Below are 5,424 nucleotides of genomic sequence, written 5' to 3'. Positions count from 1 at the left end.
GGCAACGGCGCGCAGGCGGTCACCTCAGGCGCTCGGCGGTAGCAAGATGAAAGCACTGTTGTGAGTTAACCAGCGGCCTGCCCCGCAGATGTTGTTCGCGGCGCAGACGGCTCAGCGGTTCTGCACGCTTGCACTATGATGCAACTATGCATCTCATCACCGTCAAACCCGAAGAAGTCTTCCAAGCCTTGGCCGACCGCACCCGCATTCGCATCATGCGTCTGCTCGTAGACACCGGCGAAGAGATCTGTCTGTGCGAATTGGTGGACAGCCTCCAAGAGCTGCAATACAAGCTCTCTCGCCACCTGAAAACGCTGCGTCAGGCTGGCCTGCTGAGCGCCATCAAGGATGGCCGCTGGCTCTACCATCGGCTGGTAACCGGCTCGCCGACGATGGGGCCCCTGTCCGATCTGATTCGCTCAGTACCCGATGAAGATGATGTCTTCTCGGGTGATCTTGCACGATTCCGCGAGCGCATCTGCTTGCGCGAAGACGGCCGTTGCCGGGTGGGCATCCAGACTTCTGACTTAGCGACGGGGGCCAGATGAACATCAATCGCCGATGCGCGCCGTTTCCCCCCGCTGCCCGTCCCCGGGCGCAATCCCCAGTGGTCATCGGTCCGTCGTAACAAGACCGTCATGGCCTCCGCTTGTGACATAGGAGAATCGAGATGAAGAACACGATCCTGGCAGCCGCGTTGTCCGCCGTTGTACTTTCGTCCATGCCCGCTCTCGCCCAGCCGGCGTCTGGTGCCCAAGCGAACCTCGAGCCGCCCAACGTGCAGGAGTTCGACAAGCGGATGGCGCAGGCGCAGGAGAACATGAAGAAGATGCAAGAGCAGATGGACAAGATCAACCAGACTCAGGATCCCGAAGCGCGGCAAAAACTACTCCAGGAGCACTGGGCCACGATGCAGAACAACATGCAGCTGATGCACGGCATGTGGGGGCCGGGCGGCGGCATGGGCTGCTGCATGGGCGGCCCGGGGATGGGGCCCGGAATGACGATGGGCCCAATGATGGGATGGGGCCATATGGGCGGCTACTACTCGAAGCTTACGCCCGAGCAACAAAGGCAGCGCCAGTACATGATGGATCAATACATGCCGATGCAGCAGATGATGATGGACCACATGATGCGACACCAGCAGTACATGTGGATGAGGTGAGCGGTGTTTGCGGTCGCCAGAGCGCCCCGAGAAGCAACAATGATACTTTCAGGGAGAGGCGGCCGGTTGCAGCGCAATGATGGCCATGCCGACCAGCGCGACGCCGGCGCCCGCGACATCCCAGCGGGTCAGCGCAACGCCATCCACGACGCGAAGCCACACCAACGCGACCGCGATGTACATGCCGCCGTAAGCGGCATAGGTTCGCCCGGCTGCAGTCGGATGCAGCGTCAGCAGCCAGGCGAAGGCGGCGAGCGACAGCGCTGCGGGCACGAGCAGCCAGGCACTCCGGCCCTGCTTCAACACGAGCCAGGGCAGATAGCAGCCGACGATCTCGGCCACGGCCGTCAAGGCGAACAGGCCGGCGAGCTTGAACAGATCGATCACGGCTGCACTTTCCCCACTTCCTCCGCCACCAGGCGTGCCAGCGGCTCGGGGCCGAAGCTCGGCAGGCTGCGTCCATTGACGAAGAAGGTCGGCGTCTTGCTGACCTGCAACGCGGTCAGATCCTCGATGTCCTGCGCGAGCACGGCCTGGATCTCGGGCGTCTCCATGTCCTGCCGGGCGCGTCCCATGTCCAGGCCGGCGCGGGCGGCTGCTTCGAAGGCGATGCCGATGTTGGGCGCCGCGTGGTCGGCCCACTCCGGTTGCGTGGCCAGCAGCGCCTCGAGCACCGGGGTATAGAGTCCCTGCTTGCGCGCAGCCTCGATCAGTTTCACCACCTGGTCCGAGCCGTGATGGAAGGGCGCATAGCGCAGCGCAAGCCGGACCTTGTCCGGATGCTGGGCCATGATCTGCTTGACGATCGGATAGAAGGCGCGGCAGGTCTCGCAGGCGGGATCGAAGAACTCGACGATGGTGACCGGCGCGTTCTGCGGCCCGATGATCGGGGTATGCATCCGCACGAGGCGGCTTCCTTCCACAGCGATGCGCGTGTCCTGTTCGGCCTGTGTGCGGTCGCGATAGGCATCCATGCCGAAGTAAAAGGCCAGGCCGAGGATCAGCAACACGGCGAGTGCCAGGAGTTTTCGTGTGTTCATTTACGGGTCCTTATCAGATAAATCGTCAAGGCGGCGGCGATGGCGAGGAAGGCCGCCAGCGATAGCCAGGGAATCTGGATGTCGCCAAGGATGACCAGGGCTTGCTGGCTGCACGAGGGGCCAGTGCCGCACGGCACCCACCACTGTGGCACCCAGCCGGCGATCAGTGCGCTGTGATAGGCGGCCAGCGCGAGACCAGCGAGCGCGAATGGGAGTGCATACACCGCACCGCGCCGGTCCTCGGCGAACACGGCCATGCCCAGAATGAGGGCGAGCGGGAACATGGCGATCCGCTGGTACCAGCACAGCACGCAGGGCGTCATGCCCATCACTTCACCGATGAAGAGCGCGCCCAGCGTGGATACCAGAGCCACGGCCCAGGCGGCCATCAGCCACCACCATTGGGTTCGTTTGTCGTGCATCGAGTCGATCTCGAGGGTTGGTTCCCAGGCTTCGGGAGGGGCGGACGCCACAGGCAGTGCCCGGACGTCCGCAATGGAGCACACCGCCGCTACCGTGCGGCGCGCACTCGAAGAAGAGGGGAAGACAGGGGTGGGCTGCCGCTCAGGCAGCGAGGCGCCACTTGGGGCGTTCAGGCTCGGTGACCAGCGCAGACGCGTTGAAGTCCCGCCCGGCGTCGACGAGGACATGGCCCAGTCCTGTCAATGGCAGACGACCCGCATCGAGCAGTGCAGCGCTCGCAAGGATCTGGCAGAAACCGCAGTCGGCGTGAAGTTGCCCTTTCATCCCTTCATCGCCTTCATCCACCTGACAGGTATGTGGATGGTGGTCGCCGTGGCTGGTCGCGAAACCGGCCGATTCCAAGCAGTACGCCTCCAGGCCCGCCGACGCGAACTGAAGCGGAACGAGCAGCAGGAAGAAAATGGCAAGCCAACGGTGCATGGGCGACGATTTTAACCCCAGCCCGTTGGCTGACGGCGCATATCGCGACCATGAACGTACCGGAGCGCTGGCACCCCACATTGTGGCCACTCCGCCACCGAACCGCAGATCATTGCGCATGCTCATCGTGGCACACACAGACATCCCCCCGCGTCGGCGCCTCAAGCTCATGCAGGATGCCGCATTGCGCCGCACGATCGGGGGCACCGCACTGGCTGCGCAGGGCGACGAGTTGGCGCTCGAGCATTTGCAGGGTGTCGAGACGCGCGCGGACACGGGTGAGTTGGGAGTCGATCAACGCGTCGACCTCAGCACAGTCGGTTGTGGGGTCGTCCACGAAGCGCAGCAGTTGCGCGACGTCGACCAAGGCAATGTCCAGTGCCCGGCAGTGGCGGATGAACGCGAGGCGCTCAAGGTGCCCACCCGCGTAGGCCCGATATCCATTGGGGCTGCGGGAAGGCGCCGGGAGCAGACCGATCCGTTCGTAGTAGCGGATGGTTTCGACCTCGACGTGCGCGGCCTTGGCCAATTCACCGATCTTCATCGCCTGCATCTCCTCATTGCGGCCGCCCAACAGCTTAACCGCTTGACCCTGTAGTGGCTACAGGGTGTGTGATGCACCCCTCGCCCACGTTAAGGAGAAAACCATGGCCGGCTGTTGTTCCCACTCCACCTGCGATGCCAGCGCAGCGAGCCCGCGCTTCCGCCTGGCACTGTGGATTGCATTGATCGTGAATGCGGCGATGTTCCTGGTCGAATTCGTCGCCGGCCTTGCAGTCGGTTCGGTCGCCCTGTGGGCCGACGCCCTCGATTTCGCAGGAGATGCCGCCAACTATGCGCTGTCGCTGACGGTGCTGTCGTGGGGATTGATATGGCGGGCACGCGCGGCCTTGCTCAAGGGCGTGGCGATGGTGCTTTTCGGCGCCGTTGTAATGGCACGCGCCCTGTGGGCCTTCCAGCACGGCGTGACGCCTGAGCCGATCACGATGGGCGTGGTCGGCATGCTCGCACTGCTCGCCAACGCAGGGGTGGCGATGCTGTTGTATCGCTTTCGCTCGGGCGACGCGAACATGCGTTCGGTGTGGCTGTGCAGCCGCAACGATGCGATCGGCAATCTCGCGGTGATCCTGGCGGCGGCAGGCGTCTTCGGTACCGGAAGCGCGTTGCCGGACCTTGTCGTTGCACTGGTGATGTCCGGGCTCGCGCTGTGGTCGGGGCTTGTCATCGTCGCTCACGCCCGGCGCGACATCGGCGACGCACGACAAGTCCATCAGAAGGGATGAGGACAGCGGAGCGACGTGCTTGAGGCAATGACAGGTTTCGAGGCCCAGCGGCCATCAGGATGGCAGGATTGTGGAGAGGAGGACGGGCAGCTGATGGCCGCATGCCGCTATTGGGAAACGCGTTCCGATAGCGGCCGTTGATCGTCGATCGAGAGAGACGGTGGGTGTCGGGTCGGGCCGAGCACGAGGCTGTCAGTCGGAAAGGAAGCGGCTGGCAGCTTGACGATCGGTGAGTAGACCGCGACTTTGCAGACGTCATCTGGCACGCCAAGGTCGAAGCCGTAAGCCCACCTCGCAGATCGGCAAAGAAAAAGCGGACCATGCCGCGATGGACACGATCCGCTCGGACGTCAGGCTTTCAGCTTGCGCAGACCCTCCGCAAGCAGCCAGAGTGCCCGGTTGAGCCGGACATTCTGGTCAATGCCCTGGACAGGCCGTGTGCGCTGTTGTCGCCCATTGCCGCTGCGGCCGGCCAGGCCTCCTTTGATGAGATTTTCCTGCACCCGGTTGAACGTAGACCAAAGGTCCTTACGGTTGTCGTCGAAACGACGGGGGCGCAGGATCTGGCTTTCGGTAATCGGCAGGGTTTTGCCGGGTTCGTCGTACTTGAGAACCAGGGCCGATCTGGCGAAGACTTCGGCCTCGCCGTCATCGAGCGCGATGGCACGCATGCCGTCACGTGAGTCCTGCACCAGCTCGAAGCCACGTAGCACTTCGTAGGCCCCTTCGATCACGTGATCGATGACGTTGCCCTTGTGATGCACGCGCACGTCGGCGAACGTGTCGCCGCACACCAAGCCGTTCTGGCAGACGAAGCGGAACATGCCTGCCAGCATCTGGTAGCTGCTCGTGCCATCGTGCGAGTTGATCAGGACGACTTCGTTCGCCTCGTCGCCGTTGATCTGGCTCGCATGGCGAAGGCGCAGCATGTGCGTAACCGGTCACTGAGCGGCGTTCTTTGCCCGCCCGCGCCCACGCGGAACAATCCCTCCCACATTCATCAGGGAGGAGCCGGCAGTGACCAGGGCGA

General features: G+C 63.6%; 8 protein-coding genes and 1 pseudogene. 4 read left to right on the top strand and 5 right to left on the bottom strand.

What is annotated here, in order from left to right:
- The first annotated feature begins 146 nt into the window (after positions 1-146).
- Positions 147-548 (top strand): ArsR/SmtB family transcription factor, encoded by a 402-nt coding sequence (locus ACUH78_RS18650; protein ID WP_442770988.1) that lies wholly within the window; start codon positions 147-149, stop codon positions 546-548.
- 122 nt (positions 549-670) lie between these two features.
- The gene (locus ACUH78_RS18645; RefSeq protein ID WP_442770987.1) at positions 671-1,168 is read left to right on the top strand and encodes a hypothetical protein; all 498 of its coding nucleotides are present in this window, start codon (positions 671-673) and stop codon (positions 1,166-1,168) included.
- Positions 1,169-1,216: 48 nt separating this feature from the next.
- On the opposite strand, the gene ACUH78_RS18640 is transcribed toward ACUH78_RS18645, so the two are convergent.
- Genes ACUH78_RS18640 through ACUH78_RS18630 form a run of 3 tightly spaced genes read right to left on the bottom strand, consistent with a single transcriptional unit; the run spans position 1,217 to position 2,630 of the window.
- Positions 1,217-1,555, bottom strand: coding sequence for a YnfA family protein (locus ACUH78_RS18640; RefSeq protein WP_442770986.1), 339 nt, complete (start codon positions 1,553-1,555; stop codon positions 1,217-1,219).
- Complete coding sequence (locus tag ACUH78_RS18635; RefSeq protein ID WP_510497596.1) at positions 1,552-2,208, bottom strand: DsbA family protein; 657 nt, start codon at positions 2,206-2,208, stop codon at positions 1,552-1,554. The genes ACUH78_RS18640 and ACUH78_RS18635 overlap by 4 nt, the downstream gene beginning before the upstream one ends.
- Positions 2,205-2,630: a disulfide bond formation protein B gene (locus ACUH78_RS18630; protein WP_225433332.1), complete on the bottom strand. Its 426-nt coding sequence runs from the start codon at positions 2,628-2,630 to the stop codon at positions 2,205-2,207. Before ACUH78_RS18630 ends, ACUH78_RS18635 begins: the two co-directional genes overlap by 4 nt.
- Positions 2,631-2,703: 73 nt before the next feature.
- Between ACUH78_RS18630 and ACUH78_RS18625 the strand changes: the two genes are divergently transcribed.
- Positions 2,704-3,126 (top strand): hypothetical protein, encoded by a 423-nt coding sequence (locus tag ACUH78_RS18625; protein WP_021249911.1) that lies wholly within the window; start codon positions 2,704-2,706, stop codon positions 3,124-3,126.
- 94 nt (positions 3,127-3,220) lie between these two features.
- Here the strand turns inward: ACUH78_RS18625 and cadR are convergent, their stop codons facing one another.
- On the bottom strand, positions 3,221-3,655 hold the full coding sequence (cadR, locus tag ACUH78_RS18620) for a Cd(II)/Pb(II)-responsive transcriptional regulator (RefSeq protein WP_002924844.1): 435 nt from the start codon (positions 3,653-3,655) through the stop codon (positions 3,221-3,223).
- A 103-nt stretch (positions 3,656-3,758) separates the two neighbouring features.
- Here cadR and ACUH78_RS18615 point away from each other — a divergent pair, with 103 nt between their 5' ends.
- Complete coding sequence (locus tag ACUH78_RS18615; protein ID WP_021249909.1) at positions 3,759-4,394, top strand: cation efflux transmembrane domain-containing protein; 636 nt, start codon at positions 3,759-3,761, stop codon at positions 4,392-4,394.
- 350 nt (positions 4,395-4,744) lie between these two features.
- Here the strand turns inward: ACUH78_RS18615 and ACUH78_RS18610 are convergent.
- A pseudogene (locus ACUH78_RS18610) lies at positions 4,745-5,326 on the bottom strand (DUF932 domain-containing protein); the annotation flags it as partial.
- Positions 5,327-5,424: the final 98 nt, after the last annotated feature.

It is taken from the genome of Thauera sp. ZXT1-4 (assembly GCF_052598215.2).
This window is presented reverse-complemented; position numbering and strand designations above follow the sequence as displayed.

Bases quoted from the DNA above. Each gene is read 5' to 3' on its own strand.
- ACUH78_RS18630 (WP_225433332.1), bottom strand. From the start codon at position 2,630: ATGCACGACAAACGAACCCAATGGTGGTGGCTGATGGCCGCCTGGGCC.
- ACUH78_RS18635 (WP_510497596.1), bottom strand. From the start codon at position 2,208: ATGAACACACGAAAACTCCTGGCACTCGCCGTGTTGCTGATCCTCGGC.
- ACUH78_RS18650 (WP_442770988.1), top strand. From the start codon at position 147: ATGCATCTCATCACCGTCAAACCCGAAGAAGTCTTCCAAGCCTTGGCC.
- cadR (WP_002924844.1), bottom strand. From the start codon at position 3,655: ATGAAGATCGGTGAATTGGCCAAGGCCGCGCACGTCGAGGTCGAAACC.
- ACUH78_RS18625 (WP_021249911.1), top strand. From the start codon at position 2,704: ATGGAGCACACCGCCGCTACCGTGCGGCGCGCACTCGAAGAAGAGGGG.
- ACUH78_RS18645 (WP_442770987.1), top strand. From the start codon at position 671: ATGAAGAACACGATCCTGGCAGCCGCGTTGTCCGCCGTTGTACTTTCG.
- ACUH78_RS18615 (WP_021249909.1), top strand. From the start codon at position 3,759: ATGGCCGGCTGTTGTTCCCACTCCACCTGCGATGCCAGCGCAGCGAGC.